This is a genomic window from Henriciella aquimarina, from assembly GCF_002088975.1.
Classification (GTDB): domain Bacteria; phylum Pseudomonadota; class Alphaproteobacteria; order Caulobacterales; family Hyphomonadaceae; genus Henriciella; species Henriciella aquimarina.
Genome location: NZ_NCST01000019.1, coordinates 169050 through 195433, shown reverse-complemented (window position 1 = coordinate 195433; position 26384 = coordinate 169050). Strand labels below are relative to the sequence as shown.

Below are 26384 nucleotides of genomic sequence, written 5' to 3'. Positions count from 1 at the left end.
CGGACCTATACGGTCCGCTTCGACTTGTCGCTCGCATTGGTCGCCTCGATCGCTTCGCGCGCCGCTTTCCACTCTGCATCGCCCCACTCGGTGAGCATCGAGAAATTGCCACCCGACGCGTTATACATGGCGCCATCGATCGCGATTGTCTGGCCATTCACATATTCCGCGCCAGACGCCATCAGGAAAACGGCGAGATTGACCAGTTCGTGCATCTCGCCCACGCGTCCCATCGGATTGGTCTGTCCCGAATCCATCCGCTTCGCCCCTTCGGAATCCGGCGCGAGGCGCTTCGACATGCCCTCGGTTGGAAACGGCCCCGGCGCAATGGCATTGAAACGCAGCCCATACCGCGCCCATTCAACCGCAAGCGATTGCGTCATCGTGTTCACCGCGGCCTTCGACATGGCGGACGGCACAACGAAAGGCCCGCCATTCCAGACCCACGTCGTGAGGATCGAACATACGCTGCCCCTGTCACCGGCCTCGATCCAGCGCTTGCCGATGTCGTGCGTCATATAGAAGGTGCCGCGGAAGACGATGTTGGAAATGGCATCGAAGCCACGGATGGAGAGGTCCTCTGTGCGGGAAATGAAGTTCCCGGCCGCATTGTTGATCAGGCCGGTAAGCGGGCCGTGCTTCGACCAGATCTCATCATTCATGTCGGTGATGGCGTCTGCCACACGTATATCGCAGGCATGGGGAACCACCTTGCCGCCATGCTTCTCCATGAGCTCAACCGCGGTCTCTTCGCAAACTCCACCGCGCCGGCCGCAGATATGAACCTCCGCGCCAAGCATCAGGAACCCTTCGGCCATCTCCTTGCCGAGCCCGGTCCCGCCGCCAGTCACGAGGATTCTTTCGCCCGCCATCAGGCCTGGTTTGTACATGAGCTTTTCAGTATTCATCTGGTGTTTCCTCAACTATCTGTTCTGTCGTTATCATTGAGAGCTATTTACGGAATGGCAGGCTGGCAAGCCGCCACAGGACCCACAGCGGCAGCACGATGCTGCCGCCTGCCAGAAGCGGCTGCCAGAAATTTTTCACGGCCCATACCGCTGCGCCGGCGAGATTTCTGACGAGCTCGCTCAAGGCGGCAAACACGTCGACATCATCCGCGACAGGATCGAACTCCAGCGCCAGGAGAAAAAAACCGACAAGAATGCAGGTCACGGCAAGTTTGACACCGCCCCAAACGGTGATCCCGAACAGCCGGACCAGCACCGGTCGCTTTTCGGCCCTGGCGGGCTTCCGCGGCCGTCTTGGTTTATCGCCGACAGGCGTAACGATGGGCTCTTCAGGAGACGTCATGCCGGACATGCCTCAAGCTCCGTTGGAAGAGCCCACCATCGTCATCGCTAGTGCGCTTCCTTCTGCACAAGCGTGCGGTGCGGGAAGGGAATGGAGATACCCTGCTTGTCGAACTCTTCCTTGACCGCTTTGGTCATGTAGAATTTCAAGTTCCAGAGGTCGGCCGCATTGCACCAGAGCCGCGCCTGGATATCGACCGAACTGTCTCCGAGATTGATAAGCTTCACAAAGGGTTCCGGCTCCTTGAGAACGCGCTCGTCGCTCTCGGCCAGCGAGCGGATAATGCCGATCGCCTTGTCGATGTCGTCATCGTAATCGATGCCGAAGGTGATGTCGCAACGACGCGTGTCATAGCCGGAATAGTTCTTGATCACGCCATCAATGGCTTCCGTATTCGGAATGATGATCTTCACATTGTCGACGGTCGACAGGATCGTCTGGAAAAGGTTGATGTCGTTCACCGTGCCCGAGACACCGGAAATCTCGACGAAATCCCCCATCTTGTAAGGGCGGAACAGCATGATCATGACGCCCGATGCGATGTTACCGAGCGCCCCCTGAAGCGACAGGCCGATGGCCAAGGTCAGAGCACCGAGAACTGCCACAAAGCTCGTCGCCTGCACCCCGAACACCTGCAGCGTCGCAATGATAACGGCCGCAGTGACGAACCAGCGCACCAGCGAAGCAAAGAACCCGGCAAGCGTCTGATCGACGCCCGGCCGGTTAAGCGTGCGCTTCTTGACCAGACCGGACAGCCAGCCGGCAATCCGAAGCCCGATGATAAGAACAAGCAGTGCGCCAATGACTTTCATCGCGCCGCTCAGGATGAACGGCCAGTATTCCGCCCAGATCGCGTTCAAGTCGAGATCCTGCATATTTTCCATGATATTCGTTTTCCTTGTTACGATGCGAACTCGCGCATCAAAATCCCGTTTTAAGCGCCGGTCGGCATCTCAGGCGTTGATATATTTGTCTGGCCTGAGCGCGCGGCGTTCAATGAGAGAGACACTAGTTCCATTGGCTGCGAAGACCATGGCCCCCTGATGGAAAATCTCGTCCATGGCCTGGTGAAGGACATTGAGTCCGCCCGTGAACGTCCCGAGTGAGGGCATGACAAGGCTGGATCCGTCCGTGATGAAAGCCTTTCGCCGAAGGGCGCGCCCCCGCCCGGCAATCTTCGCGACCGGGTGCAGGTGGCCCGCAATCTCCCCGACCTCACCTGTGGGCTCGTGACGAAACACGCATGCGCCCAGATGCAAGACTTTCGCGCCCTGCCCGCCCAGGTCCGCCGGTGGATCCGGATCGTGATTGCCTTCCACCCAGTGCCACTGCGTGGCCGCCGTCAAAGTCCGGATACGGCTTCTATCATCAGGACTCAGCCGCGCTTCGGACCGGCGGTCATGAAAGCTGTCGCCAAGCGAAATAACCCGGTCAGGCTGGAACTGCCGCACGAGCTGCTCGACAAGACTGAGCGTGGCACCGGTGTCATAAGGCGGAAGCAACTGCCCGCGCCGGGCATAGGACGAGCCCTTTTCCAGGTGCAGATCGGAGACGACAAGCGTACGCTCCCGCTCCCACCAGAGTGCGCCCTGCCCGGTGGGCAGAAACATCTCTCCCGCGACACAGAGAAACGTGTCCGGCGATCCGGCTTTGAGGGCGAGTGACATGGGCGAAATCTGACCGGCGCCGCAACGCCGGTCAAGCACGCTCTGGCGCTAGATGTGCAACACCCGCCCGTAAGCCGCCAGGACGGATTCGTGCATCATTTCCGAAAGCGTCGGATGCGGAAAAATCGTATCCATGAGTTCGGCTTCGGTCAGCTCGCCCTGACGGGCGATGACATAGCCCTGGATAAGCTCGGTCACCTCGGCGCCGACCATGTGCGCGCCAAGCAGTTCGCCCGTCTCGGCATCGAAAACAGTCTTCACCATACCCTCGGCCGCGCCCAGCGCGATGGCCTTGCCGTTGCCGATAAAGGGGAATTTCCCGACCTTTACCTTGTGACCGGCCTCTTTCGCCTGCGCCTCTGTCAGGCCAACGCTGGCCACCTGAGGGTGCGAATAGGTGCAGCCCGGCACATTCGACGCATCGAAAGGATGGGCCTCATTCGCCCCGGCAATCCCTTCCACACAGATCACGCCTTCATGGCTCGCCTTGTGTGCCAGCCAAGGCGGTCCTGTCAGATCGCCAATCGCGTAGAGACCGGGCACGCCCGTGCGGCCGAAGCCATCGACGACAACATGCGTCTTCTCGACCTTGGCGCCGAGCTCTTCCAGGCCGAGATTCTCGACATTGCCGACGATCCCGATCGCGAGGATCACACGGTCGGCCTCGATGGTCTCGGACTTGCCGCCGACCGTGACTTCAGCCGTCACCTTGTCCTTGCCCTTCTTGAGCGACTTCACCTGCGCGCCCGTGTGGAATTTGAGGCCCTGCTTTTCAAACTGCTTGCGAGCCGCCGTCGAGATTTCCTCGTCTTCAACCGGCAGGATTCGATCAACCGCTTCGACCACCGTCACGTCACTGCCAAGCTCGTTATAGAAGCTGGCAAACTCGATCCCGATGGCGCCAGATCCGATGACCAGCAGCTTTTTCGGCACACTCTTCGGCACCATTGCTTCGCGATACGTCCAGATCAGCTCGCCATCCGGTTCCAGGCCGGCCTGCGGGATCGCACGGGCCCGAGCCCCGGTCGCCAGCATGACATGCTTGGCCTGATAGTCTTTTGTCTTGCCGTCCTTGTCCTTGACGCTGACGACGGGCGCCGGCTTGCCCTTCTTCAGGCTCGCTTCGCCCATGATCACGTCGATCTTGTTCTTCTTCATGAGACCGCTCACCCCGGAGGAGAGCTGTTTGGCTACATCCCGGGAGCGCTTGACGACGGCCTGAAGATCAAAATCCGTCTTGTCGATCTTGAGACCGAAATCCTTCGCATTCTTGGCCAGGTGCAGCACCTCGGCCGAGCGCAGGAGCGCCTTGGTCGGGATGCAGCCCCAGTTCAGGCATATGCCACCCAGGCTTTCGCGCTCCACGATCCCGACTTTCATGCCGAGCTGCGAGGCACGGATGGCGGCCACATAGCCGCCGGGTCCTGAGCCAATAACGATCAGGTCATAATCAGCCATTTTGGCCTCCAGATATCAAAGCAGCATGCTTTCGGGGCTTTCGACATAGCGCTTGAAGGCGGCCAGCCAGCGGGCGCCCTCCGCGCCTCCGATGACCCGGTGGTCACAGGACAGCGTCACGGTCATCACGGTGGCCGGTACGATCTCGTCCTTCTCATTGACGACGGGCCGTTTCTCACCGGCGCCAACCGACAGGATCATGCCTTCCGGCTGGTTGATGATCGAGCCGAAGGACTTGATGCCGAACATGCCGAGATTGGAGATGGAGAAGGTGCCGCCGGAATATTCCTGCGGCTTCAGCTTGCGCTCGCGGGCGCGGGTCGCAAGGTCCTTCATCTCATCGGCAATGGTCGCAAGCCCCTTGGTCTGCGCATCGAAGATGACCGGTGTGATCAGCCCGCCATCGATGGCGACAGCCACGGAGATGTGCGCCGACTTGTGATAGGCAATGCCCTTGTCGGTGAAGCTCGCATTACACTCCGGCTCGGCCATAAGCGCCTGTGCCGACGCCTTGATCAGCATGTCGTTGACCGAGATCTTCACACCTTCCGGTGCGGCTTCATTGATCCCCTTGCGTGCCGCCAGCAGCTTGTCGAGCTTGATGTCGACATTGAGCGGGAAGTGCGGGACCTGCATGAAGCTTTGCGTCAGACGTTTGGCGACGGTCTTGCGCATACCGTCGAGCGGCTTGAGCTCATAAGTGTCCGGCGCATAGACGCGGTCATCCAGCACTTGCGGCAGGATGAGGCCATCCGGCGCCGCGGCAGGTGCCGCTGCCCCCGCCTGCGCACCGGCTTGTCCAGGCTGGGCCCCTTCAACGTCTTTCTTGACGATACGCCCCTTCGGGCCAGAGCCTTTCAGCGACGAGAGATCAATGCCCCGCAGCTTGGCAAGACGCCGGGCCAGCGGGCTGGCCTTTATCCGGTCCTTGCCGTCGCCAACATCCGCGAGTTCCATCGGGCTCGAACCGAGCTCCTTCGAGACGTCCTTGCCCTGAGCCTCTTTCGGCTTTTGCGCGGTCGTGCCTTCGGGGGTGGCTTTCGACGTGCCCTTGTCTTCCCTGGGCGCCTCGGCTTCCTTCTCTGAAGGCTTGTTGTCTTCTGCCTTTGGCTTGTCTTCTCCGACAGCAGGCCCGGCATCCTCAGGCGCTTCGACCGCGTCAGGATCTTCGCCCTCTTCGGCCAGAAGCGCGATGACGGAATTGACCTTCACGCCTTCGGTGCCCTCATCGATGAGGATCTTTGCAATCGTGCCCTCATCGACGGCTTCGACTTCCATCGTCGCCTTGTCTGTCTCGATCTCGGCAATGACGTCACCTGAAGAAATCGTGTCGCCCGGCTTGACCAGCCACTTGGCGAGTGTGCCTTCCTCCATGGTCGGCGACAAAGCAGGCATCGTGATATTGATCGCCATCAGTCATCCACCTTCGCCGTTGTGCCCGCCAGATGGGGCGCATGTTTGAGTCGTTCGATCATGCCGCCCATGATCTGTTCCAGAATAGCCTGGGCCTCAGGGCCGTCAGGGTCCTGCTCCCGCATGACCTTCGTGACCTGTTTGGCAATATCGGCCAGGATGAAGCCCCACATGGCGGGCTCCTTCTTCGCATCCCCGGCCGCCCCGACCAGGACGCTTGCATGGTCGGCATTGTTCGCAATCCAGAAACGGACATATTCCTGAGCCTGGGCATCCTCCGGGATGCTGCCAGGTTTCGAGAGCGCTTTGTGCTGATCAGACATAACAGACCTTCTTTGCCGCCTCGATGATATCGGCCGTACCCGGCAGGGACAGCGCCTCGAGATTGGCTGCGTAAGGCAGCGGCACATCCTTCTGGTAGACCCGCGTAGGCGGGGCATCGAGGTAATCGAAGGCTTCATGCATGACGGTGGCACAGATCTCGGCGCCAACGCCCATGAAGCGCCAACCCTCTTCACAGGTCACGATCCGGTTGGTTTTCTTCACGCTCTCCACGACCGTATCGGTATCGAGCGGGCGCAGCGAACGCAGGTCGACAACCTCCGCATCGATCCCGTCTTCGGCAAGCTTTTCAGCCGCCTGAAGCGCGAATCCGACCATGCGCGAATGGGCCACAAGGGTGACATCATTGCCCGGCCGGCGCACTCGCGCCTTGCCGATCGGTAGGACGTAGTCCTCAAGATCCGGCACAGGGAAGCTTTCCCCATAAAGCAGCTCATGCTCCAGGAAAATGACCGGGTTCGGATCGCGGATCGCTGCTTTCAGAAGGCCTTTCGCATCGGCCGCATCATAGGGCGCGACTACCTTGAGCCCCGGGACATGAGCGTACCAGGACGAATAATCCTGACTGTGCTGGGCGCCCACCCGTGCGGCGGCGCCATTCGGGCCACGGAACACGATCGGGCAGCCCATCTGGCCGCCTGACATGTAAAGCGTCTTGGCGGCAGAATTGATGATCTGGTCAATCGCCTGCATGGCGAAATTGAACGTCATGAACTCGACGACCGGGCGCAAACCACCGAATGCCGCACCGACACCAAGCCCGGCAAAACCATGCTCCGTGATCGGAGTGTCTACGACACGCTTCGGCCCGAACTCCTGCAGGAGCTCCCGGGTAACTTTGTACGCACCCTGATATTCTGCGACCTCTTCGCCCATGACGAACACGGTTTCGTCGCGCCGCATCTCTTCTGCCATCGCATCGCGCAGCGCATCGCGGAGGCTCGTGTCGACGAAGCTCGTCCCTTCCGGAACGCGCGGATCTTTCAGCGTGGACACTTCCGGCTCGGGCGGCGCTTCCTCCGCATCGTCGCCGGCATCTGTGTCCGCTGCAGTTTCAGATTCGGACTCATCAGCATCCTCGGCATCGCCAGAAGCGCTTCCGCCCTCGGCCGGTGCAGGCGCATCATCGACGTCAGAGACATCTTCGCCTTCCTCGGCAAGCCGGGCGATGACAGAGTTCACCTTCACCCCTTCGGTGCCTTCGGGCACGATGATCTTGGCGAGCGTGCCTTCATCGACCGCCTCGACCTCCATGGTCGCCTTGTCGGTCTCAATTTCGGCAATGACGTCGCCGGACGAAATCGTATCGCCTTCCTTCTTCAGCCATTTGGAAAGTGTGCCTTCCTCCATGGTGGGCGAAAGGGCCGGCATCAGGACATCAATGGACATCAGGCAGACTCCACTTCACGCAGCACATCGGTCCACAGCTCGGACGGATCGGGTTCGGGGCTGTCGAGGGAGAAGTCTGCAGCCTCCTTCACCAGCGCTTTGATTTCCTTGTCGAGGTCTTTCAGATCATCCTCGCTCGTCAGGTCAGCCTCGATGATACGGGCTTTGAGACCGTCAATCGGGTCATGATGGGTACGGATATCGTCAACCTCTTCACGCTTGCGGTACTTGGCCGGATCGGACATGGAGTGACCGCGATAGCGATAGGTCTTCATTTCCAGGATGTAGGGCCCCTTGCCCGAGCGGGCATATTTGATGGCCTTTTCGCCAGCCTCTTTCACGGCATAAACGTCCATGCCGTCGACCTCTTCACCCTCGATCTCGAAGGATATCCCCCGCTTGTAGAGCTCGGTCTCGGCTGAGGCGCGCGCCACGCTGGTACCCATGGCGTACTGGTTATTCTCGATGACATAGACAACCGGAAGGTCCCAGAGGGATGCCATGTTAAAGGACTCATAGATCTGACCCTGGTTGGCAGCGCCGTCGCCAAAGAAGGTCACGCAGACATTGTCTGTTTCCTTGTACCGGTTGGAAAAGCCGAGGCCCGTCCCGATCGGAACCTGGGCGCCGACGATACCGTGGCCGCCATAGAAGTTCTTCTCTTTCGAGAACATGTGCATGGAGCCGCCCTTGCCCTTGGAATAGCCATCCGCGCGGCCGGTCAGCTCAGCCATGACCCCTTTCGGGTCCATGTCACAGGCCAGCATGTGGCCGTGATCGCGATAGCCGGTGACGATCTGGTCGCCATCCTTCAGACAGGCCTGCATACCGGTCACGACAGCTTCCTGTCCGATATAGAGGTGACAGAAGCCAGCAATCTTGCCCATGCCGTACAACTGACCTGCCCGTTCTTCGAACCGGCGGATCAACAACATGTCACGATAGAATTTGAGCGCTTCGTCACGCTTCATTTTTGAATTTGATTTCGAGCTTTTGCTCTTGGTCGGCGCCTTAGCCATGGAGTCTCCTCATCTGGAGTCCCCTCTTATGTATCCTGAGACGGGGGTTCGTCTAGTTTTAGCACCTATGTCAAAATGCAGGTTGCCCCTGCTCAGACATGAGAATGATTTCATCGGGATATGCGAATCCGAGATCGTCACGAGCAAGCGCCTCCACAAGGTCCGGATCGACCGTACCCGGAGTGAGGCGGGCAATGTCGGCGCGGAGCTGGTCGTTGGCATCGCGAATTTCGGACAGCTCGGCCTCTTTGGTCTCGAGTGTCGCCTGCATATCGCTCCAGTGACCAAGCCCCTGCTCGCCCGCAAATGCGTGGTAGGCAAAGTATGCAGTCAACGCGCACATTGCTGCCGCGGCGTATTTCGGAGCCATTCTCGATCACCTGCTGAAAACGAATCAGCAGAAGAATCGATCCTGGTTAAAAAATACTTAATGCCTCAGGCATTGATCAGGGACCTGCCTGCATACAGCGCTGCCGCACCAAGCTCTTCCTCGATACGGATCAGCTGATTGTACTTGGCCAGCCGGTCAGAACGGGAAAGAGACCCGGTCTTGATCTGCCCGCAATTCACAGCGACGGCGAGGTCGGCAATGGTGGCATCTTCAGTCTCGCCCGACCGGTGAGACATAACAGCCGTGTAGGCGTGGCGCTGCGCCAGCTCGACCGCATCCAGCGTCTCCGAAAGCGTGCCGATCTGGTTGACCTTGATCAGGATGGAGTTCGCCGCACCGCGCTCAAGCCCCAAGGCCAGCCGTTCCGGATTGGTCACGAACAGGTCATCCCCCACCAGCTGGCACTTGTCGCCGATCGTTTCGGTCAGGATGCGCCAGCCATCCCAGTCATCCTCATCCATGCCGTCCTCGATCGAGATGATCGGATAGCGATTGACGAGGTCTTCGAGGTATTTCGACATGCCTTCGGCATCGAGAGTCTTGTTCTCGCCGGCAAGCAGGTACTTGCCGTCTTTATAGAACTCGGTCGAAGCCGCATCGAGCGCGAGAGCCACTTCTTCACCCGGCTCATAGCCGGCCTTTTCGATGGCCTTCATGATGAAACCAATCGCCTCATCGGTGGAGGAGAGATTCGGCGCGAAGCCGCCCTCGTCGCCTACGGCCGTATTATGGCCTTCCGAATGCAGCAGCTTCTTGAGCGCGTGGAAGACCTCGGCCCCGACCTGCACGCCTTCGGAAATGCTCTCCGCCGCGACCGGCATGATCATGAATTCCTGGATATCGATGGGATTGTCGGCATGTGCACCGCCATTGATGATGTTCATCATGGGCGTGGGCAGGATCCGGGCATTCGTCCCGCCGACATAGCGATAAAGCGGCAGGCCGCAGCTTTCAGCCGCCGCCTTGGCGACAGCCATGGAAACCCCCAGCAGCGCGTTCGCGCCCAGGCGTTTCTTGTTCTCGGTGCCATCCAGCTCGATCATCAGGCCATCGATGAGACGCTGCTCGGTCGCGTCGATGCCGACCAGCTCATCATTGATTTCGCCATTGACCGCATCGACCGCCTTCGCGACCCCCTTGCCGCCATAAGCATCATCGCCATCGCGCAGTTCGTGGGCCTCATAGGCACCGGTCGAGGCACCGGAAGGCACAGCCGCACGGCCAGTCGCACCATTTTCGAGAGTTACATCGACTTCAACGGTCGGGTTTCCGCGGCTATCCAGTATCTGGCGGGCGTAAATATCGACGATCTCGCTCATGTCGGTGTCCTGTTCTTCAGCGGATGTGAAAGCGCCTCCGGAACGTCATCCGGAGGCGCATAAGTCGGTAATTCGTGTCGCCCTGAGGCGCAAGGCCTGGAGGCCTGATTTAGAAGTCTTCCTTCGGCTCAAGCACCTGGCGACCGCGATACATACCGGTCTTGAGATCGATATGGTGCGGACGGCGCAGCTCACCGGATTCGGAATCTTCGATGTAGGTGTTGCCTTTCAGGCGGTCGTGCGCGCGGCGCATGTTGCGCTTCGACGGCGTCGTTTTTCTCTTCGGGACTGCCATGGTCTCATTCCAATTTCTGGCGGGCAAAGCACCCGCACGTGAATTCAAACCGCGCGTATACTTAGAGGCTTGCGGAATTGCAACCCGTCAGACGAGGCGCGACTGCACTTTCGCGGCTTCGATGAAACTCGCAAAAAGCGGGTGCGGATCGAAGGGCCGAGACTTCAGTTCCGGATGGAATTGCACCCCGATAAACCAGGGATGATCCTTCAGCTCGATAATCTCCGGCAGCATGCCATCCGGAGACATACCGGAGAAGACGACACCGGCGGCTTCCATCTTCTCGATATAGCCACGGTTCACTTCATAGCGGTGACGATGGCGTTCGGAGATCTCGGACGTGCCATAGATTTCCGCGACCTTGCTGCCCTGCCTGAGAATTGCCGGATAGGCGCCTAGCCGCATCGTGCCGCCCTTGTCGGTGTTCTCGTCGCGCGTGATCTTTTCGTTGCCCTTCGTCCACTCCTCGATGAGGCCGACAACGGGCTCATCGGTCGGGCCGAATTCCGTGGTCGAGGCCGCCTTGATGCCGGCCATGTGGCGCGCTGTCTCAATCACCGAGAGCTGCATGCCATAGCAGATGCCAAAGCACGGGAGTTTCCGCTCCCGGGCAAACCGGGCCGCGCGCATCTTGCCATGGGCCCCGCGTTCGCCAAATCCGCCCGGCAGAATAACGCCATGCACGCCTTCGAGAATATCGAGCGGGTGATGCTCGTCATCGAACTGCTCGGAGTCGATCATGCGGACCTTGACCCGGACCTTGTTGGCCAGGCCGCCATGAACCAAGGCTTCAGAGACGGATTTGTAGGCGTCCGGCACATCGGTATACTTGCCCACGAGACCGACGCAGACTTCGCCATCCGGATTATGGATGGTGTGCGCGATCTCGTTCCAACGCGTGAGATCCGGCTTCGGCGCGTCATCGATTCGAAAGTGCCAGAGCACTTCGGTATCCAGCCCCTCGGCATGATAGGCCGCCGGCACGTCATAGATGTGGCCGACATCGCGCGCCTCGATCACGCTGGAGGGGCGCACATTACAGAAGCTCGCAATCTTGCCTTTCTCCGTCTCCGGAATCGGGCGGTCGCACCGGCACAGCAGGATCTGTGGCTGGATGCCGATCGAACGAAGCTCCTTCACCGAGTGTTGTGTCGGCTTGGTCTTCATCTCGCCAGCCGCAGGGATGTAGGGCAGAAGCGTCAGATGGATGAAGCAGGTCCGCTCGGGGCCGAGCTCCTGGCCAAGCTGGCGGATGGCCTCGAAGAAAGGCAGGCCTTCAATGTCGCCGACCGTGCCGCCGATTTCGCACAGCACGAAATCAACATCGTCGCCGGGGTCAGAGAGGACGAACTCCTTGATGGCATCGGTCACATGCGGAATGACCTGGATGGTCGCTCCGAGAAAGTCGCCTCGGCGCTCCTTCTCGATAATGGACTGATAGATACGGCCGGTCGTTATATTGTCGGACTGGCGCGCGGAAACACCCGTGAAGCGCTCATAGTGGCCGAGATCGAGATCGGTCTCGGCACCATCGTCAGTGACAAAAACCTCGCCATGCTGGCGCGGTGACATCGTGCCGGGGTCGACATTCAGATACGGGTCAAGCTTGCGCAGCCGGACCTTGTACCCACGAGCCTGCAACAGCGAGCCCATCGCCGCCGATGCAATGCCTTTTCCAAGCGAGGAAACCACGCCGCCGGTAATAAAAATATAGCGGATCATGGAGTGTCAGTTTGCCCGATTCGCTGAACGGCGCCACCAAAGGATGCGCCGGATGATCACTTATTGCTGCGGCTCATCCACAGCTTCTTCGTCGCCACCTTCAGACGGCACGTCAGCGGCGAGCGGATCCTCACCACCGGTCTCGGCGGCCAGAGGGTCCGAAGCCGACTCTTCCTCAGGCGTTGCCGTCACGTCTTTGCCCGTTTCACTGCCTTCTTGCGGGAAGGCAGACGAGCTGTCGTCGAGCAGAGGCTGGGACGGATCGGTGACATCAAGCGGGTCACCGCCATATTCCTCGTCGAGCTGACGTTCGATATCCGTCCGGCTGTCCGACGCCATATGGGTCGACATGGTCGTCAGGGTGAGGCTGGTCACAAAGAAGATCGCGCCAAAGATGATGGTTGTGCGCACCAGGGCACCGGCTGCACCGCGTCCCGACATCAGGCCGCCACCGCCGCCACCGCCGCCGCCAATGCCAAGCGCGCCCCCTTCGGAGCGCTGCAGCAGGACGACGCCGACAAGAACGAGACTGGCGAGAATGTGGATGACGAGAATAACGGTCATGAATGTCTCTTCAGATGTGACACGGGCCGGATAGGACGTTCAGCCCCCTGCGCCAAGTCTCTTCCTCACAAATTGCTGACACAAGCGGCGTAAATGGCCAGGAAGTCTTCGGCTTTCAAGCTGGCCCCGCCGATGAGGCCGCCATTCACGTTTTCAAGCGCGAGAAGCTCGGCGGCATTGCCGGGCTTCATCGAGCCTCCGTAAAGAAGCGGACGTTCATCACCATGACTGCCAAAGCGCTGCGACAGCTGCTTGCGGATCTCGTCATGCACTTCAGCGACCTGACCCGGCGTCGCGACCTTTCCGGTGCCGATGGCCCAGACAGGCTCATAGGCAACGACGAACGTCTGATTGGCAGCAGAGTCCGGAATGGAGTTCTTGAGCTGACTGGAAATGACGTCGATCGTCTTGTCAGCCTCACGCTCTTCGAGTGTCTCACCGACACAAATGATCGGGACGAGATCTGCACGAAACGCCGCCTCGGCCTTGGCCGCCACGATAGCATCGCTCTCGCCATGATCACTCCGGCGCTCCGAGTGGCCGATGATCACATAGGTTGCGCCCATGTCCGCGATCATCTCCGCAGCGATATCCCCCGTATGGGCACCCGATTCTTCAGCGTGACAATCCTGCCCGCCTGTAACGAGCCGGCTTTCTCCCGCGATTTGAGACACCTGCCCCAGCAGCGTGGCCGGCGGGCAGACAAGACAATCGGCCTTGTCCTCCAGCGAAGCGAGCCCCGAGACAACATCCCGCACCAGGTCGAGCGACCGGTGTGTGCCGTTCATTTTCCAATTTCCGGCAATCAGTGGCCTGACCATGCCGCTTTCCCCATCTTGCAACTGTAAGCGCGCTCGCCTAGCAAGCAGTTCGGTCGGTTACAAGGCAAACTGCGAGGCAAACCGCACATGCTCACACTCATTCGCAACATGCTCCGCACCAGACTTGCTGGGATCCTCTTCGTCCTACTCATCGTGGCGATGGGCGCCTGGGGCGTGACCGACGTCTTTTCAGGCGGGCTCGGGAATAATCTCGCCAGCGCCGGCGACGTCAAGCTGTCAGAGGCTGAATTCGACCAGCAAGTCGAACGTGAATTGCGAACAGCCACCGATGACCGCGGCCGCTCCCTCAGCAAGGCTCAGGCAGCGGAAAGAGGTCTCATCGACCAGATTTACCAGCGCGAGCTTTTCCGGACGGCCCTGGCGGCCTATGCCGCCGAACTGGGCGCAAGTGCGACTGACCAGGCTGTCCTGGAGGTTATCCGCAACGATGATTCCTTCATTGGGCCTGGTGGGACATTCGATACACAACGCTATCGCCAGCTTCTCAGCGCCAGTGGTTTCACGCCTGCCATGTTCGAAAGGTTCATCGAACGCGATCTGACCATCTCCCGGCTGACCTCAACGGCGCGTGCCGCGCTGGAAGCGCCGGTCAGCCTCGCGGAACTTCAGGCGGCCTATTCCGGCGAGCTGCGCAAGGCAGCCTGGTTCATGCTGTCTCGCGACAGCCTCCCGGAACCTGAACCGGTGAGCGACGAAGACATTGCAGCCTTTTACGAAGAGCAGAAGCAATCACTGACAAATCCGCCCCGCCGCTCCATCAGCCTGGTCAATCTGCAGGTCGATGATTTCCTCCACCAGTCGGAGTTCACCGATGAGGAGCTGCGGGCCTATTATGACGCCGTCAAATCCGAGCAGTTCTCTGGGCCCGGCACACGGACCTGGACCCAGTTCGTTTTCGAAAGCCAGGAACAGGCCCGCAATGCGTCCGGTCGCCTGGCCGGCGGCGCAGATCCTTCAACATTGCCCGGCCTTGCCAACACATCCCAACGCAGCGGAACGAAGTCCAGCATGTCGAGCCAGGCGCTCGCAGACCAGGTTTTCGGACCGGCGGCAGCGCCCGGCAGCCTGTTCGGCCCGGTCGAAACAGGGAATTTCTTCACCGTCATCCGGCTCGACAGCATCGAGCCCGGCGACGTCGAGCCGTTTGAAGAGGTCCGCGACCAGATCGTCGAGGCGCTGGCCCGCGAGCAAGCCATCGGGCTCTACTATGACTCGCTTACCCAGCTCGACAATCTGATCGGCACTGGCGCCAGCCTCGAAGAGATTGGCCGTCAGATGGGCACACCGGTCCTCAGCTTCGCGCCGGTTGACCGCTCCGGTGTTACGAACCGCGGCCAGGCGCCGTCGGTCCTGCGTCAGAATCAGGAAATCCTGACGCGCGCCTTCGATCTGACCGAGGGCAGCACCACCGCCCGCTTCGGCGCCGACGAGACGGCCTATGTCCTTCGCGTCGACAATGTCGTGGAAGCTTTCACCCCTCCGCTCGAAGACCTCCAGGAGGATCTGCGCAAAGTGATCGAACGGCAGCGGCGCAGCGAAGCCCTCGTGGAAGCCGCAGAGTCCATCAAGTCCCGCCTCGAGGCTGACGAGCTGACACTCTCGGAGGCCGCCGAGGCTCACGGCGCCACGGTGGGCGCCCCCGAAACGGCGGTGACGCGGCGTGCGTCTGAGGAATCAGGCATTCCGCAAGCCTTCATCTCCGGGCTTTTCTCGCTTCGGAATGAAGGGGATGTGTTTATCGCGCAAACGCAAAACCCCAATGAGGTCGCGATCATCGAGCTTCGCTCCATCGACCGGCCCACGGCCTCCGAGCTGCAAGCGCTGGCATCGGTCTCGGGCACCCAAGTGCAACAGCAGCTCTCCAGCGATTTGCTGGAGGCGTTTGCCGCCGATATCCAGAACTCGGTCGATCTTCAGGTCAACAGATCGGCCCTGGAAGCCTATAAAGCCCGTGTGAACCCGGACACATGACCTGCGACAGACTGATTGTAAGGCGGCGGATCGGCGACATCGAAACGCCGATCTCGGCCATCATGAAGCTTGGGCCTGAAGCGCCCGGAACCTTCCTGTTCGAGTCCATTCAGGGCGGCGAAAAGCTCGGCCGGTTCTCCTTCCTCGGCCTGGAGCCACTGAGCTGGTTCAGGGTTTCTGGCGGCAAAGCCGAAACAGCCAGCAGCGCCGCCTTCGAGGATGCATGCCCGGTCGAAGGCGACCCTGTCAAAGCCCTTCGCCAGTTCGTCGACGCAGCGCGCGCAGAGACAGATGAAAGCAACCTGCCGCCCATGGCATCGGGCGCCTTCGGCTATATCGGCTACGACATGATCCAGTATGTCGAGCCGGTCACCATCAAGGCACAGGACGATCTCCACGTGCCGGAGGCTCTGCTCGTCATTCCCGGCGTCGTGATCATTTTCGACCACCTCTATCAGGAGATGCTTCTTGTCGGGCGGGCACAAAAGGCTGATGGCAGCGATGCCGAAGTGCGCCTCGACCGTGTCGAAGAGGCCCTGGAGCGACTGGCCCCGGCCAATCCGCGTGACCGGGAAAGCGACACGCTGGCCTTCACTTCCAACACCAGCAAGGAACGCTATTTCGAGATGGTCGAGGCGGCCGTCGAGTATGCGCGCGCGGGCGACACCTTCCAGATTGTCCCGAGCCAGCGGTTCTCGGCGCCCTTCAAACGGAACTCCATCAGCCTTTACCGTGCCCTGCGGCGGCTGAATCCGTCGGCTTTCATGTTCCATATGAACCTCGGCGATGTGAGCCTGGTGGGCTCAAGCCCGGAAATACTGGTGCGGCTGCGCGACGGACGTGTCGCCATCCGGCCAATTGCCGGGACCCGGCCACGCTCCGGCGATCCGGTGGAGGACTCGCGCCGGGCTGCCGACCTGCTCGCCGATGAGAAGGAACGGGCCGAGCACCTCATGCTGCTCGATCTGGGCCGTAACGATGTCGGCCGTGTCGCAGCCTATGGCAGTGTCGAGGTGAGCGAACAGTTCATTGTCGAACGCTACAGCCATGTCATGCACATTGTCAGCCATGTGGAAGGTGACCTGCGCGAAGGCCTCGATGCGGTCGACGCCCTGCTCGCTGGTCTTCCCGCCGGAACGGTGTCGGGCGCGCCGAAGATCCGCGCCATGCAGATCATCGATGAACTCGAAACCTCCCGACGCGGCATCTATGGCGGCGCTGTCGGCTATTTCGGCTGGAATGGTGACATGGACACCTGCATCGCGCTGCGGACAGCCGTTCTGAAGGACGGCCAGATCCACGTCCAGGCCGGCGGCGGTGTCGTGCTCGATAGCAATCCGCAATACGAATATGACGAAACGGTCCACAAGGCAGGCGCGCTGAGACGGGCAGCCGAGATGGCGGCCATATATGAGTTCGACCAATGATCCTCGTCATCGACAATTATGACAGCTTCACCTGGAACCTCGTCCACTATCTCGAGCAGGCCGGCGCGCGCACGCATGTGATCCGGAATGACGAAAAAAGTGTCGAGGAAGCCCTGGCGCTGAAGCCCGATGGTATCGTTCTCTCGCCCGGCCCCTGCACGCCGCGCGAGGCGGGCATCTGTGTCGACATTATCAAGGCCGCTCCGGACGACCTTCCCATTCTCGGTGTGTGCCTCGGCCATCAATCCATCGGCGATGCCATGGGCGAACCGGTCATTCACGCCCAGGCGATCCTGCACGGCAAGATCTCGCGCATCCACAATACCCAGACCGGCCTGTTCGAGGGCCTTCCGGACGCTTATGAGGTTGTCCGTTACCATTCGCTCGCCATTCCCTCCGAGCGCTTGCCGGATACGCTCGTCGCGGATGCCTGGACGGAAGACGGAGAGATCATGGCCGTCCATCACAAGACGCGGCCTGTTTACGGGGTGCAATTTCACCCGGAATCGATAAAAACCGAATATGGCCATGAACTTATTGAGAATTTCCTGAAACTGACATGACATCCACGCCTGCCCTTTCAGATGCCATCAAGGCGCTTGCCCGCAGCCAGGAACTCCCAGAGGACATGCTGATCAACGCCTTCGACACCCTTCTGTCGGGCGAAGCCCAGCCCGAGCAGGTGGGGGCTTTCCTCATGGGACTGGCGGTGCGCGGCGAGACAGCAAACGAACTCTTTGCCGGCGCAACAGCCATGCGCCAGCATGCGCGCACAGTGGCCATGCCCGGCCCGCTGCTCGACACCTGCGGCACTGGCGGCCTGCCCTGGTCCTCCCTCAATACATCGACGGCCAGTGCCATCGTTATCGCCGCCGCCGGGGGCCGTGTGGCCAAACATGGTAACCGGTCGGTTCCGCCCAAGACCGGCTCGGCGGATGTACTGGAAGCCTTGGGCGTTGACCTCGATATTTCCGCAGAGACCTTCAGGCATTCCGTGGACGCTACAGGCGTTGGGTTTCTCTATGCCAGGAGCCACCATTCTGCGATGCGCCACGTGGCCCCGATCCGGAGCAGCCTCGGTATCCGGACCATCTTCAACATGCTGGGGCCGCTGTCGAACCCCGCAAACGCCACACACCAGATCCTCGGGGTGTACGAGTCGCGATGGCTCGAGCCGGTCGCCCACACGCTTCTCAAGCTCGGCATCGAGAAAGCCTGGGTCGTGCACGGCCTGGACGGCATCGATGAGCTGTCGATTTCAGGGCAATCCCGCGTGCTCGAAGTGGCCGATGGGCAAATCAACGAGCGTTCCATCACGCCAGCCGATGCCGGGCTGGATGCAAGCCCGCTCTCGGCGCTCGAAGGCGGCAGCCCTGAGCAGAACTCAGCCGCCATCCGCGATCTCCTGGAAGGACGGCCCGGCCCATTCCGGGACGTGGTCCTGCTGAACGCGTCGGCCGGGCTGCACATCCTCGGTCTGGCAACCGACCTGAAAGCGGGCGCAGAGCTCGCCGCCAAGGCCATAGACAGCGGGAAAGCCCTGGCGACACTCGGAGAACTTGCCAGAATCAGTCACGGGGAAGACGACTGACTTCATGAAGACGGCTCTCGATCGCATTCTGGACTATAAGCACGATGAAGTTCGCTCATTGAAGGCCGAGCGTGCGGTCGGCGACCTTCTTGCCGAGGCCGAGGCTGCCCCCCCGCCACGCGGCTTTGCGACCCGGCTCGACGAGATTGCCGAGAGCGGCGAAAATGCCCTTATCTGCGAACTGAAGCGCAAATCCCCTTCGGCCGGGGATATTCTGCCCGGTGCCAATCCGCTCGACATTGCCCGGGACTATGAACGTGGGGGCGCCGCCTGCCTGTCGGTGCTGACCGACTTTCCAAGTTTTGGTGGCTCGCTTACCGATCTCGCCAATATTCGCGCTGCTGTGAGCCTGCCGCTGCTGCGGAAGGACTTCATGATCGACCCGATCCAGGTGGTCGAAGCCCGCGCTCATGGGGCAGATGCCATTCTCGTTATCCTCTCAGCTGTCGATGACGCGCTCGCACGCGAACTATGTGCGGCAGCTTCCGAGCTTGGCATGGATGCGATTGTCGAAGTTCATGACGAGGATGAGTTGCAGCGCGCGAATGCCCTGCCCTCCGGCCTGGTTGGCATTAACAACCGAGACCTGAAGCGCATGGTGACAGATCTTTCGATTACCGAACGGCTTGCCAGTGGTCTGGCAGCCAACAAGGCGCTCATCTCCGAGAGCGGCATTTCGGCGCCGGAGCACATTCTGAGACTGAGAGAGACCGGGGCCCGGCGCTTCCTGATCGGTGAGAGCCTGATGAAAGCCCGTGACCGCTCAGCCATGTGTGCAATTTTACGCAAGACAGCATCCGATTGACCCGAAACGAGAACGCATGTAGAACATGCGTGAACAGATTCGGTTGATTTGGAGGGCACGACGTGCTGACCAGTAAACAGAGAGAGCTGCTTCTCTTCATCCATGAACGCATCAAGCAGGATGGCGTTTCGCCTTCGTTTGACGAGATGAAGGAAGCGCTGAACCTCGCCTCCAAGTCCGGCATTCACCGGCTTATCACCGCGCTTGAAGAGCGTGGCTTCCTTAAACGCCTGGCCAATCGCGCCCGGGCTCTGGAAGTCCTGAAACTTCCCGATTCCGCCACGCCGGCAGCACCGCCGCGCGGCCGTCAGGCTTTCCGCCCCAGCGTAGTTAGCAATTCCGCCACCCCGGCCCCGAAAATGGCCGATCATACAATCCCGGTCCTTGGCCGTATTGCTGCGGGCGTGCCGATCGAAGCCATCCAGAACGAGACCCACCGGGTCCGCCCGCCGGATGATCTGCCCGAGGGTGACGACCACTTCGCGCTTGAGGTCAAAGGCGACTCGATGATCGATGCCGGCATTCTCGATGGTGATCTCGTCATCCTCAAACGCACCGATGACGCCAATACCGGCGACATTGTCGTCGCGCTGATCGACGAGGAAGAGGCCACGCTCAAGCGGCTCCGCAAGAAAGGGGCATCGATTGCCCTTGAAGCCGCCAACCCCGCTTTCGAGACCCGTATCTTTGGCCCCGACCGTGTCCGCGTACAGGGCCGCCTCGTCGCTCTGGTTCGCCGCTACGACTGATCCGGCGGGCGGCGCCCATCGAGACACGGCGCCCAAGGACGGTGGCCGCATTGCGGCACGCGCCGAAGGAGCGTTCCATCGATACGCCTGAGAATGGTAACGCCACCTGCCTGACGGGTTGTCTCCCAATCCAGGTCGATGGTCTCCGCCTGACACTTTAGGGACGTGGATGTAAGGCTCGCGGCCAGAATGACCGGCTGCCGCCCGCGGCATGCCCGTTCCACCCAGTCGGCTTCCCCGGCGACGACCGTGCCTTTTCCAAGGCTGTTGATCCGGCATCCATCCTCACATGCACGGGCGATGTCGAGTTCTGAAAATCGCAAGGGGCTTAACCCCTCGCCTTCTGCCAGTTCGATCCGCATGACGGCCTCGGGCCCGCGAACGAACAGGTCGCCGGAGGCCGACCAGTGCACCAAGAGCGTGGGGGACGCTTTCCAGACCAGAATGGACACGCCGAGCAGTGCTGATGTGCCCACCAGTTTCTGACGAACAGACGGCAGCAAACAGGTGGCGCTGAGTCCGATAGTCAACAGGATCAGAACCGCCGCAGGCATGGCCTCGCCAAAGCTCAAACCCCTGTCCTCGGGCCCGGCAGCCCAGTAGGCGATGTCGAGAACGCGCTCCAGAGACCAGCCGAACACCTTCAGGAAGATGTCGGACAAGCCGAAAGGTGCCGCCACGAGCGCAAGCCCCGCAGCTGGCGCGCTGACGAAGGTCACGATCGGCATGGCCAGGAAATTCGCGACAAGGCCCAGCGGCGCGACCCGGTCAAAGTGGTAGAGTGCGAAAGGCGCCGTCGCCAGCGCGCCTACGGTCGATGTGACAACGAGCGATTTCAGGACAAATCCGATGCCCCTCCGCCCGGTCCGGCCCTGTTCGGCTTCGTGCCGGTTCCAGACCTCATAAGCGGTGATAAGGGCGCCCGTTGCGGCAAAGGACATCTGGAAACCAGGCGTCATGACACTGGCAGGCTGGATCAGGATCACGGCCATCATGGCGATGGCAAAGCTCCGGAGGCTAAGCGGTGCCCGGTCAAGCAGAACCGCAACAAACACGACACTGGCCATGATGAAGGCGCGTTGTGTCGATATACTCGCCCCTGACAGGATCATATAAGCCCCAGTCGCCAGGAGAGCGGCTACTGCGGCGGGCTTCTGGACCGGGTATCGCAGGGCCAGCCACTCCCAGGCCGAAAGGGCGCGCTTCACCGCAAAGAATACCAGCGTGGCAACGATGCCGAGATGCAGACCCGAGATTGCCAACAGGTGCGCGAGACCGGAATTGCGCAAAGCCTCAACATCCGCCTGAGGCATGAAGCTCCGGTCACCGGACGTCAAAGCAGCAGCGAAGCCGCCTGCCTGTTTGCCCACGACCTCATGGACATGTTCGGCCAGCCTTCGGCGGACACTGCCGATCCACAACTCAGCTCGCGCCAGCCCGCCCTTTTGCGTCCCGAGACTTCCGCCCCTGCAGCGGCCCATAACGTACCCAACCGCGCCAAGCCCCTCGAAAAAGGCCTGGCGATTGAACTGATAATCTCCGGGCAAACTCGCCTGGGGTGGCGGACGCAGCACGGCATAGCAGCGCACGAAACGCCCGGGCGCGACATTGAGCGACAGCATGTGTGTCAGACGGACATGGTCGGGAATGTCGGCCTTTTTGAAGCCCGCAACAGCATGCACGTTCAGATGGAGCCTGTCCCCGTTTTGGCCGGGATCGATGCTCGTCACCCATCCTTCCAGCAGCACCGGTCCGATTGTATGCGTCATCACCGGTGCGGGCTTCAGCGCTGTGTGAACTTTGGCGACTAGACAGCCCGTTGAGGCCGCCACCGCCAGTATCAGTCCGAGCCGCAACGGCCATGGAAGAACGGTTCTCCGGCTCCACAGGCCGAGAGCACAGGCGCTTCCTCCGAGAACGAGCAAAGGCGCAAGCGCCGGCTCGAAGCCGAGAGAAAAATAGATGGCGACACCAGCACACAGTCCCAGGGCAAAATAAAGCGGTCCGCGTAAAACGAGTTGGAGATTGGGCTTGTCGGCGCCTGACTCGCTTGCCACATCAGTCGCGCTCTTGCCTGTTTGCACGCGAGCGTGTTCATGGCGACCAGACTTAGTTGAGCCAATGAAATTGAACGATCTGTCCAGATTATGACGACGATTACCCGTTTTGCCCCCTCCCCGACCGGAATGCTACATATCGGCGGTGCCAGAACAGCTCTTTTCAACTACTTGTTTGCGCGCCGCAACCAGGGAAAGTTCCTGCTTCGGATCGAGGATACCGACAAGGCCCGCTCAACGCAGGAGGCCGTTGACGCCATCCTGGACGGGATGAGCTGGCTTGGACTGGAGGCCGATGAAGCGCCTCTCTTCCAGAGCACTCGCGCGGACCGCCATGCAGAGTGTGCGAAGGCCCTCATCGAATCCGGGGCCGCGTTTCGATGCTATGTCACCCCTGAAGAGCTCCAGGCCCGTCGCGAGGAAGGCGAAGCCGTTCGCGCAGCTGCCAAGGACGAGAACCGGAGCGAGCAAGAGCGCGCGGAGCTGCGTCAAAAAGCCGAAGAACTGCTTGCGCCTTTCCGTTCCCCCTATCGCGATGGCGGCGGGCCGCCCCACGAGGATGCGCCCTACACAGTCCGGCTGAAAGCGCCGGACGAGGGGCATATTATCGTCCATGACAAGGTACAGGGCGAAATCCGCATCAAGGCAACTGAAATTGATGACCTGATCCTGCTGCGCACCGATGGTTCACCGACCTACATGCTGGCCGTTGTGGTCGACGACCATGATATGGGGGTCACCCATGTCGTCCGGGGCGACGACCATCTGCGCAACACCTTCCGGCAGGTCCCGATCTTCGAGGCCATGGGATGGGACATTCCCGTCTTCGCCCATGTTCCCATGATCCATGGGGACGATGGTGCAAAGCTTTCGAAACGCCATGGCGCGCTGAGCACCACAGCTTATCGCGAGATGGGCTATCTGCCCGAAGCCATGAATGCCTACCTGCTTCGCCTTGGCTGGAGCCACGGCAACCAGGAGATCTTCACGCTTGATGAGGCGGCCAAGGTCTTCTCGCTTGAGGCGATCAACAAAGCGCCAGCCCGGCTCGATCTCGCCAAGCTGAATGACGTCAACGCGTACTTTATCCGCGAATGCGACAATGACCGGCTGTTCGATCTGCTGAAACCCTGGCTCAATGAAGCGGCCGCGGCAGACCTCTCCGAGGATACGCTCGAGCGCATCCGTACCGCGCTGCCGGCCATGAAGGATCGAGGGGCCACACTCGACGAACTCGCCTCGGCCTTCCGCTTTTTCTGGACGTCCAATGCCGACAATCTCAACAAGAAAGCCCGCAAGGCCCTTTCCGGAGATAATCTCGACCGGCTGGCTGATTTGCGCGTAGCCATTGCCAACGTTGCGGAATGGGGCGATACCGCATTGCAACATGCACTAGAGTCTTTCTGCTCAGCGCGCGATTTGTCCTTCGGACAGGTCGGACCCCCTATTCGCGCGGCACTCACCGGCGGACTGCCTGCACCGGACCTTGCGCCGGTCATGGCATGGCTTGGCCGGGACGAGACACTGGCGCGTATTGATTTTCACCTCGCCCGGGCGAAAGCCGGGAGCGACCAAGAAGGACACGTTGAAGAGGGCTGACATGATCAACAAGACCAAACCTGCTGGCACAGCAAAGCTCGATCTTGATGGGAAATCCTACGAATTTCCCGTCCTGAGTGGCACACACGGACCGAACGTCGTCGATGTCAAAAAACTCTATGGCGAAGCCGGTGTTTTCACATTGGACCCCGGTTTCACATCGACTGCAAGCTGTGAATCCCAGATTACATTTATTGATGGTGAGGAAGGAATTCTGCTTCACCGGGGTTACCCCATCGACCAGCTGGCCAACCAGTCTGGCTATCTTGAAGTCTGCTACCTCCTGCTCAACGGCAAGCTGCCGACGCAGAAGGAATTCCAGGGCTTCACGAAACAGGTGACCCAGCACACCCTGCTCCACACGCAGATGGACCGGTTCTTTGACGGCTTCCGCCGTGACAGCCACCCGATGGCCATGCTCACGGGTACTGTGGGTGCTCTCTCGGCCTTCTATCCAAGTTCCATGGATAGTGCCGACCCGGAAGAACGCCGGCTGGCCTCGATCCGGCTGATCGCGAAAATGCCGACCTTGGCGGCCCGGATCCACAAATATTCGATCGGTCAACCTTTCGTGAACCCGCGCAATGACCTCTCCTATGCGGAGAACTTCCTGCGCATGTGCTTCTCGGTTCCGGCCGAGGACTACAAGATCAGCCAGACGCTTTCGAAAGCGATGGACCGGTTCTTCATTCTGCATGCCGACCACGAACAGAATGCTTCGACCTCCACGGTCCGTCTGGCCGGTTCGTCGGGGGCTCACCCCTACGCAGCGATCGCCGCGGGCGTGGCGAGCCTCTGGGGGCCCGCGCATGGCGGCGCCAATGAGGCCTGCCTCAACATGCTCCACCAGATCGGCAGCGTTGACCGCATCCCGGAATTCATCGCCCGTGCCAAGGACAAGGATGATCCATTCCGCCTGATGGGCTTCGGCCACCGCGTCTATAAGAATTACGACCCGCGCGCGAAGGTCATGCAGCAGACCGCCCACGAGGTCTTGGATGAGCTTGGCCTCAAGGATACGCCGATCCTGAAAGTCGCAATGGAGCTCGAGAAGATCGCGCTCGAGGACGACTATTTTGTCGAGAAGAAGCTCTATCCGAACGTCGATTTCTATTCGGGCATCATCCTCGATGCGATGGGCTTCCCGACCGAGATGTTCACCGTGCTGTTCGCGCTTGCACGCACCGTCGGCTGGGTCGCGCAGCTCAACGAGATGATCGAGGACCCGACGCAACGCATCGGCCGTCCGCGCCAGATCTACACAGGCGAAGCCATGCGCGACTTCGTGCCGGTGGATCAACGCGGCTAGGTGTAGTCCAGAAGTACCTTTGCAGCGATTTCCGCTGAATCCATTTTGCTCTCTCCCATTCGGGAGAGAGCATTTTTTTGTGCCGCAATCTGCGCCGCACGGGCGGCTCTGTCGCTCAGCATCTTCACGGCCGTCTCGGCCATGTCATCAGCCCTGAATTTTGTCTGCACGAATTCCGGCACGACTTCTGTGTCGTCCGCGGCAATGTTCAGCAATGTGATGTGAGTTGGCTTGAACAGGAAAAACCGGGCTAGCGCCCATGTAATCCAGCCTGTGTGATAACCGACAAGGAAGGGCGTCTCCTGCAGGGCAAGCTCACTGGTCACGGTTCCCGAACACGCCAGAGCATAGTCGGCACAGGCCATGACATCCGCCCGGTTGGCTTCGCGGGACGAGACCCGCACCCAGTTTTCCGTGTCCGGAAAGCACTCCAGAAAATATGGCCGTATATTTGCCGCAGGGTGCACCACGACTTCGGCCTCCGGCAGGCGTGCTTTCACCTGTTTCGCCGCATCGAGAAGACGCGGCGCCACCTGGTCGATTTCACTACGCCGGCTTCCTGGCAGGACCAGGAGAAGCGGTGTTTCCGCCGGCACGTCCAGCGCCTTCCGGCCCGCCTCGCGATTGCCGATTTCGCCCCGCGAAAGCGCCGGATTGCCCATCACCGTGACCGGCAGGCCAAACGGTTCATAGAACGGTGCCTCGAAAGCCTGGATACAGACGAGATGATCGACCGTCCCTGCCAGCGTCTTTGCGCGGCCGGGCCGCGTGGCCCAGACCTGTGGGCCGACCACTTTCACCAGCTTGATATGCGGCGCACGTTTGCGCACACGCTGAGCAACGCGAAGCGTGTATCCCCAGGAATCGACCAGGGCCACAACGTCTGGATTAGTCTGAATGATATCGTCTGCGGCCTCGTCAGCGAGCGCGACGACGCGCTTGTAGATCTTGATACCCTCCACAAAGCCCAGGACCGACAGCTCCGAGATATCAAGAGGAGAGAGGATACCCTCCGCGGCGAGCGCCTCGCCGCCAATGCCACTAATGTCGAGCCCAGGCGAGATAGCGCGCAGCTTCTGGACGATCTCGGCCGCCAGCAAATCGCCGGAAGGTTCAGCCGCTACGAGATATACCGACGCCATCC

General features: G+C 60.5%; 25 protein-coding genes. 8 read left to right on the top strand and 17 right to left on the bottom strand.

Going from position 1 to position 26384, the window contains the following annotated elements; genetic code table 11:
* Positions 1–5: 5 nt before the first annotated feature.
* From B8784_RS02910 to tpiA, 15 genes are all read right to left on the bottom strand, one after another.
* Positions 6–908, bottom strand: coding sequence for an SDR family oxidoreductase (locus tag B8784_RS02910; RefSeq protein ID WP_084396121.1), 903 nt, complete (start codon positions 906–908; stop codon positions 6–8).
* Between the two features lie 43 nt (positions 909–951).
* A complete protein-coding gene (locus B8784_RS02905) occupies positions 952–1320 on the bottom strand; it encodes a hypothetical protein (protein WP_084396120.1) in 369 nt (122 codons plus the stop codon).
* A 38-nt stretch (positions 1321–1358) separates the two neighbouring features.
* The gene (locus tag B8784_RS02900) at positions 1359–2195 is read right to left on the bottom strand and encodes a mechanosensitive ion channel family protein (protein ID WP_084396119.1); all 837 of its coding nucleotides are present in this window, start codon (positions 2193–2195) and stop codon (positions 1359–1361) included.
* A gap of 69 nt (positions 2196–2264) precedes the next feature.
* The gene (gene pdeM, locus B8784_RS02895) at positions 2265–2978 is read right to left on the bottom strand and encodes a ligase-associated DNA damage response endonuclease PdeM (RefSeq protein WP_084396118.1); all 714 of its coding nucleotides are present in this window, start codon (positions 2976–2978) and stop codon (positions 2265–2267) included.
* A gap of 48 nt (positions 2979–3026) precedes the next feature.
* The gene (gene lpdA, locus B8784_RS02890; protein ID WP_084396117.1) at positions 3027–4436 is read right to left on the bottom strand and encodes a dihydrolipoyl dehydrogenase; all 1410 of its coding nucleotides are present in this window, start codon (positions 4434–4436) and stop codon (positions 3027–3029) included.
* 15 nt (positions 4437–4451) lie between these two features.
* Entirely contained in the window at positions 4452–5849 is a 1398-nt protein-coding gene (locus B8784_RS02885) for a pyruvate dehydrogenase complex dihydrolipoamide acetyltransferase (protein ID WP_084396116.1), read from the bottom strand.
* Entirely contained in the window at positions 5849–6172 is a 324-nt protein-coding gene (locus B8784_RS02880) for a DUF5076 domain-containing protein (protein ID WP_158085550.1), read from the bottom strand. Before B8784_RS02880 ends, B8784_RS02885 begins: the two co-directional genes overlap by 1 nt.
* On the bottom strand, positions 6165–7580 hold the full coding sequence (locus B8784_RS02875) for a pyruvate dehydrogenase complex E1 component subunit beta (protein WP_084396114.1): 1416 nt from the start codon (positions 7578–7580) through the stop codon (positions 6165–6167). Before B8784_RS02875 ends, B8784_RS02880 begins: the two co-directional genes overlap by 8 nt.
* Positions 7580–8599, bottom strand: a complete 1020-nt coding sequence (pdhA, locus tag B8784_RS02870; RefSeq protein ID WP_084396113.1) for a pyruvate dehydrogenase (acetyl-transferring) E1 component subunit alpha — start codon at positions 8597–8599, stop codon at positions 7580–7582. Before pdhA ends, B8784_RS02875 begins: the two co-directional genes overlap by 1 nt.
* A gap of 70 nt (positions 8600–8669) precedes the next feature.
* Positions 8670–8969 carry an FtsB family cell division protein gene (locus B8784_RS02865; protein ID WP_084396112.1) on the bottom strand — a complete coding sequence of 100 codons (300 nt, stop codon included), beginning with the start codon at positions 8967–8969 and terminating at the stop codon, positions 8670–8672.
* A gap of 65 nt (positions 8970–9034) precedes the next feature.
* Positions 9035–10309: a phosphopyruvate hydratase gene (gene eno, locus B8784_RS02860; RefSeq protein WP_084396111.1), complete on the bottom strand. Its 1275-nt coding sequence runs from the start codon at positions 10307–10309 to the stop codon at positions 9035–9037.
* Between the two features lie 109 nt (positions 10310–10418).
* Positions 10419–10604, bottom strand: a complete 186-nt coding sequence (gene rpmF / locus B8784_RS02855; RefSeq protein WP_084396110.1) for a 50S ribosomal protein L32 — start codon at positions 10602–10604, stop codon at positions 10419–10421.
* 87 nt (positions 10605–10691) lie between these two features.
* Positions 10692–12326, bottom strand: coding sequence for a CTP synthase (locus B8784_RS02850; RefSeq protein WP_084396109.1), 1635 nt, complete (start codon positions 12324–12326; stop codon positions 10692–10694).
* Between the two features lie 60 nt (positions 12327–12386).
* Positions 12387–12890, bottom strand: a complete 504-nt coding sequence (secG, locus tag B8784_RS02845) for a preprotein translocase subunit SecG (RefSeq protein WP_084396108.1) — start codon at positions 12888–12890, stop codon at positions 12387–12389.
* Between the two features lie 65 nt (positions 12891–12955).
* Complete coding sequence (gene tpiA / locus B8784_RS02840) at positions 12956–13711, bottom strand: triose-phosphate isomerase (protein ID WP_084396107.1); 756 nt, start codon at positions 13709–13711, stop codon at positions 12956–12958.
* Positions 13712–13798: 87 nt separating this feature from the next.
* Here tpiA and B8784_RS02835 point away from each other — a divergent pair, with 87 nt between their 5' ends.
* The 6 genes from B8784_RS02835 to lexA all read left to right on the top strand — a co-directional run bounded on the left by B8784_RS02835 (position 13799) and on the right by lexA (position 20275).
* Complete coding sequence (locus B8784_RS02835) at positions 13799–15703, top strand: SurA N-terminal domain-containing protein (RefSeq protein WP_084396106.1); 1905 nt, start codon at positions 13799–13801, stop codon at positions 15701–15703.
* Complete coding sequence (gene trpE, locus B8784_RS02830) at positions 15700–17130, top strand: anthranilate synthase component I (RefSeq protein ID WP_084396105.1); 1431 nt, start codon at positions 15700–15702, stop codon at positions 17128–17130. The genes B8784_RS02835 and trpE overlap by 4 nt, the downstream gene beginning before the upstream one ends.
* The gene (locus B8784_RS02825; protein ID WP_084396104.1) at positions 17127–17693 is read left to right on the top strand and encodes an anthranilate synthase component II; all 567 of its coding nucleotides are present in this window, start codon (positions 17127–17129) and stop codon (positions 17691–17693) included. The genes trpE and B8784_RS02825 overlap by 4 nt, the downstream gene beginning before the upstream one ends.
* A complete protein-coding gene (gene trpD / locus B8784_RS02820) occupies positions 17690–18721 on the top strand; it encodes an anthranilate phosphoribosyltransferase (protein WP_084396103.1) in 1032 nt (343 codons plus the stop codon). Before B8784_RS02825 ends, trpD begins: the two co-directional genes overlap by 4 nt.
* Positions 18722–18725: 4 nt before the next feature.
* Positions 18726–19526 carry an indole-3-glycerol phosphate synthase TrpC gene (trpC, locus tag B8784_RS02815; RefSeq protein ID WP_084396102.1) on the top strand — a complete coding sequence of 267 codons (801 nt, stop codon included), beginning with the start codon at positions 18726–18728 and terminating at the stop codon, positions 19524–19526.
* Between the two features lie 62 nt (positions 19527–19588).
* Entirely contained in the window at positions 19589–20275 is a 687-nt protein-coding gene (gene lexA / locus B8784_RS02810; protein ID WP_084396101.1) for a transcriptional repressor LexA, read from the top strand.
* Here lexA and B8784_RS02805 read toward each other — a convergent pair.
* Positions 20266–22332 (bottom strand): ComEC/Rec2 family competence protein, encoded by a 2067-nt coding sequence (locus B8784_RS02805; protein WP_158085549.1) that lies wholly within the window; start codon positions 22330–22332, stop codon positions 20266–20268. The two genes, lexA and B8784_RS02805, sit on opposite strands and share 10 nt — an antisense overlap.
* Before the next feature lie 90 nt (positions 22333–22422).
* Here B8784_RS02805 and gltX point away from each other — a divergent pair, with 90 nt between their 5' ends.
* A complete protein-coding gene (gene gltX, locus B8784_RS02800) occupies positions 22423–23931 on the top strand; it encodes a glutamate--tRNA ligase (RefSeq protein WP_084396099.1) in 1509 nt (502 codons plus the stop codon).
* Position 23932: 1 nt separating this feature from the next.
* Entirely contained in the window at positions 23933–25240 is a 1308-nt protein-coding gene (gene gltA, locus B8784_RS02795; RefSeq protein WP_084396098.1) for a citrate synthase, read from the top strand.
* Here the strand turns inward: gltA and lpxB are convergent.
* On the bottom strand, positions 25237–26382 hold the full coding sequence (gene lpxB / locus B8784_RS02790; RefSeq protein ID WP_084396097.1) for a lipid-A-disaccharide synthase: 1146 nt from the start codon (positions 26380–26382) through the stop codon (positions 25237–25239). The genes gltA and lpxB overlap by 4 nt on opposite strands.
* Positions 26383–26384: the final 2 nt, after the last annotated feature.

What these genes read in the sequence shown, in the direction of transcription:
- B8784_RS02910 (WP_084396121.1), bottom strand. Translation starts at nt 908, where the DNA reads ATGAATACTGAAAAGCTCATGTACAAACCAGGCCTGATGGCGGGCGAA.
- B8784_RS02905 (WP_084396120.1), bottom strand. Translation starts at nt 1,320, where the DNA reads ATGTCCGGCATGACGTCTCCTGAAGAGCCCATCGTTACGCCTGTCGGC.
- B8784_RS02900 (WP_084396119.1), bottom strand. Translation starts at nt 2,195, where the DNA reads ATGGAAAATATGCAGGATCTCGACTTGAACGCGATCTGGGCGGAATAC.
- pdeM (WP_084396118.1), bottom strand. Translation starts at nt 2,978, where the DNA reads ATGTCACTCGCCCTCAAAGCCGGATCGCCGGACACGTTTCTCTGTGTC.
- lpdA (WP_084396117.1), bottom strand. Translation starts at nt 4,436, where the DNA reads ATGGCTGATTATGACCTGATCGTTATTGGCTCAGGACCCGGCGGCTAT.
- B8784_RS02885 (WP_084396116.1), bottom strand. Translation starts at nt 5,849, where the DNA reads ATGGCGATCAATATCACGATGCCTGCTTTGTCGCCGACCATGGAGGAA.
- B8784_RS02880 (WP_158085550.1), bottom strand. Translation starts at nt 6,172, where the DNA reads ATGTCTGATCAGCACAAAGCGCTCTCGAAACCTGGCAGCATCCCGGAG.
- B8784_RS02875 (WP_084396114.1), bottom strand. Translation starts at nt 7,580, where the DNA reads ATGTCCATTGATGTCCTGATGCCGGCCCTTTCGCCCACCATGGAGGAA.
- pdhA (WP_084396113.1), bottom strand. Translation starts at nt 8,599, where the DNA reads ATGGCTAAGGCGCCGACCAAGAGCAAAAGCTCGAAATCAAATTCAAAA.
- B8784_RS02865 (WP_084396112.1), bottom strand. Translation starts at nt 8,969, where the DNA reads ATGGCTCCGAAATACGCCGCGGCAGCAATGTGCGCGTTGACTGCATAC.
- eno (WP_084396111.1), bottom strand. Translation starts at nt 10,309, where the DNA reads ATGAGCGAGATCGTCGATATTTACGCCCGCCAGATACTGGATAGCCGC.
- rpmF (WP_084396110.1), bottom strand. Translation starts at nt 10,604, where the DNA reads ATGGCAGTCCCGAAGAGAAAAACGACGCCGTCGAAGCGCAACATGCGC.
- B8784_RS02850 (WP_084396109.1), bottom strand. Translation starts at nt 12,326, where the DNA reads ATGATCCGCTATATTTTTATTACCGGCGGCGTGGTTTCCTCGCTTGGA.
- secG (WP_084396108.1), bottom strand. Translation starts at nt 12,890, where the DNA reads ATGACCGTTATTCTCGTCATCCACATTCTCGCCAGTCTCGTTCTTGTC.
- tpiA (WP_084396107.1), bottom strand. Translation starts at nt 13,711, where the DNA reads ATGGTCAGGCCACTGATTGCCGGAAATTGGAAAATGAACGGCACACAC.
- B8784_RS02835 (WP_084396106.1), top strand. Translation starts at nt 13,799, where the DNA reads ATGCTCACACTCATTCGCAACATGCTCCGCACCAGACTTGCTGGGATC.
- trpE (WP_084396105.1), top strand. Translation starts at nt 15,700, where the DNA reads ATGACCTGCGACAGACTGATTGTAAGGCGGCGGATCGGCGACATCGAA.
- B8784_RS02825 (WP_084396104.1), top strand. Translation starts at nt 17,127, where the DNA reads ATGATCCTCGTCATCGACAATTATGACAGCTTCACCTGGAACCTCGTC.
- trpD (WP_084396103.1), top strand. Translation starts at nt 17,690, where the DNA reads ATGACATCCACGCCTGCCCTTTCAGATGCCATCAAGGCGCTTGCCCGC.
- trpC (WP_084396102.1), top strand. Translation starts at nt 18,726, where the DNA reads ATGAAGACGGCTCTCGATCGCATTCTGGACTATAAGCACGATGAAGTT.
- gltX (WP_084396099.1), top strand. Translation starts at nt 22,423, where the DNA reads ATGACGACGATTACCCGTTTTGCCCCCTCCCCGACCGGAATGCTACAT.
- gltA (WP_084396098.1), top strand. Translation starts at nt 23,933, where the DNA reads ATGATCAACAAGACCAAACCTGCTGGCACAGCAAAGCTCGATCTTGAT.
- lpxB (WP_084396097.1), bottom strand. Translation starts at nt 26,382, where the DNA reads ATGGCGTCGGTATATCTCGTAGCGGCTGAACCTTCCGGCGATTTGCTG.